Annotated in this window: 3 protein-coding genes; 2 read left to right on the top strand and 1 reads right to left on the bottom strand. The window is 30.9% G+C overall.

Going from position 1 to position 2,217, the window contains the following annotated elements; translation table 11 throughout:
* The first annotated feature begins 158 nt into the window (after positions 1-158).
* Together N3C_RS14660 and N3C_RS14655 are read left to right on the top strand one after the other, a co-directional pair.
* The gene (locus N3C_RS14660) at positions 159-887 is read left to right on the top strand and encodes a polymorphic toxin type 35 domain-containing protein (RefSeq protein WP_074366728.1); all 729 of its coding nucleotides are present in this window, start codon (positions 159-161) and stop codon (positions 885-887) included.
* A 32-nt stretch (positions 888-919) separates the two neighbouring features.
* The gene (locus tag N3C_RS14655) at positions 920-1,456 is read left to right on the top strand and encodes a hypothetical protein (RefSeq protein ID WP_003515960.1); all 537 of its coding nucleotides are present in this window, start codon (positions 920-922) and stop codon (positions 1,454-1,456) included.
* A 384-nt stretch (positions 1,457-1,840) separates the two neighbouring features.
* On the opposite strand, the gene N3C_RS14650 is transcribed toward N3C_RS14655, so the two are convergent.
* Positions 1,841-2,217: DUF4357 domain-containing protein (locus N3C_RS14650; RefSeq protein ID WP_143312702.1), on the bottom strand; the 377-nt coding region annotated here is incomplete at its 5' end.

The following is a 2,217-nucleotide window of genomic DNA, read 5'->3' as shown; positions in this document are numbered from 1 at the left end:
AATATAAAAATTAAGTAAAATCAAATGGTAGCTGTCTTAGATATATAAAAAACTTTGACAGTACCTTTGAAATGGGGGGGTAAAATAATTTTTGTAAACAAGCTTGTTTATAGATTTGATAGAATTATCTAAGGAAAAGTTTAAGGGGTGATTAAATCATGAAAAAATTGACAAGAAAAATTATTAGTTTTATACTTATGATATTGATGGTATCTAATATAAGTATTTCAGCGTTTGCAAGTGAAACTGAATTAAGTTCTAAAAATACAAGTACTAATAAATGTAATATTGTTATTACTGATGATGGTGTATATATTAATGATGTTTATTATACACAAGAACAGTTTGTCAAACTTCTTAATACTGCAGTAGAAGTAGATATAACTGAATTTAAAAACGATACTATTAAGAATAATAGAGCAATAAGAAGTGTAGGTGTGCAAAGCGCAACAGGAGTTCTTATTGCAGGTACATGGTGGATTCCAGGAGTTGGGGAAGTAGTGATTACTGCTGCTGGAGTAGTAATTATAGGTGGTACAGTAATAGCAGCAGGTACTTGGTTATATAACAAAGTTGTTGATTGGTTTGAAGCTAGAGCGGAAGAAAAAATAATTGATAAAGCTTTAAAAGATTTAGATGGACAGCCTAATAAGCAAAGACATATAAAAGATCCAAAACATGATTGGGATAAAATTATTAAGGGAACAATTACATGGGAAAAAGTAAGAGATATAATAGAAAAAGTTATGAAAAAAGGAACAGAAAGCAGATACGGTTCTGCATATAAAAGAGTTTTAAAAGTTGGGAAAGAAACAGTAACAGTAACATTTCAAAAGATAAATGATAGTATATGGAAAATTAGCGATGCATGGGTAAATAAGAAATAAATAGAATATTATTTGAAAGGTTATGATGTACAATGGATTTAGATAAGTTAGAGAGAATTATAAAAAATGAAAAATGGGAAGAACTTATAGGTTTTTTTGATGCTATTAATGAAGATTATTTAAAAACAGTTGAGAAATATGATCTTTTCAGAATTTCTTTTTACACTTGGTATGTTATGGCTGAATGGGGAAGATTATCACCAAAATTAGAAAAATGTTTAAACCAAGCAGAAAATATATTACTAGATGCCTTTAAAATAGCAACTGAGAAATATTCAAATGACGGAGATTATTTGTGGTTTTATGGTTATTTAATTAGTGTTTTTCCGGAACACTTTGTATCAGTATATTCTGATTATTTAAAAGCAGAAAATACAGGAAAACAAATGTTAAATGTGGCTTCACAAATGCAATATACTTTAGCAATTATTTTTAATGAAAAGTTTTCGGAAAAAGATGTTTTGGAAAGTGGGAAAAAAGACTTAGAAAACATATTTGATAAAAGTACAGAAGTATATAATTATTTTATTAAAATGATAGAACTGATAGAGTCTGAGAATAAAAAATAGAATATTTCAAATAGAAAAATATATAATGTTTCTGTTAAAGCAAAGTTATAAGCGTTCATCTTGAATTCATAGGGGGTAAAATTAAAATACTCCCTTATTTTTCTGTGAAAATTTATCACCTTTCTATCAAAACACATGTTGAGTGCGTCACATTGATGTCAAGGGTTTAGAAATAAAGAACAGAAAAGCTTGTAAATAAAGGGTTTCCAGACATTTAGTTTTTCCCGAGGCCGATCTGCCGGATGTGGCAATGTCAGGAAACCCTTATTTTGGTTGCTTGAGGGAACATATCAACCGTCCAGAAAATTAATAGTTGAGTTACCAGATTAGATAACCCCCTTTTTTACAGGGGGTTGAGGGTGCAGGATGGATGTAAATTTCCGCTTAATTTTCTTCACTGTTTTCTATTTCTTTCAATGATACCCCGTCTTTCGTTTTCCATTCTACCAGTCCATTTACATGGCCCCCGATGACAAAAGCAGCAGCATATGATGGACTACGGAATAAGATATTTTCTTGAAGAATTCCATTTTCATCTATTTTGGCTCTTTGCCTACGTTCTTTAATACCTGGCGGAATACTCTCAGAATCTATAGTTTCAATATGACTACCTTGTAAGACAACAAAGCCTTCGTTTGTACGCTTACAGCTTGCCTCAATTACTTGTCCGCTCTTACGACTTTTTCGTTTCATAAAGAGAAGCAATTCTTCTTCAGGAACCTCCTCAGTGATAGCTGCTTGAGGTTTATCTGTTAGAGGTT

It is taken from the genome of Clostridium sp. N3C, assembly GCF_900095445.1.
GTDB lineage: Bacteria > Bacillota > Clostridia > Clostridiales > Clostridiaceae > Clostridium_AU.
The sequence above is the reverse complement of the archived record's forward strand: the minus strand, read 5'-3'. Positions and strand labels throughout refer to the sequence as shown.

What these genes read in the sequence shown, in the direction of transcription:
- N3C_RS14655 (WP_003515960.1), top strand. Translation starts at nt 920, where the DNA reads ATGGATTTAGATAAGTTAGAGAGAATTATAAAAAATGAAAAATGGGAA.
- N3C_RS14660 (WP_074366728.1), top strand. Translation starts at nt 159, where the DNA reads ATGAAAAAATTGACAAGAAAAATTATTAGTTTTATACTTATGATATTG.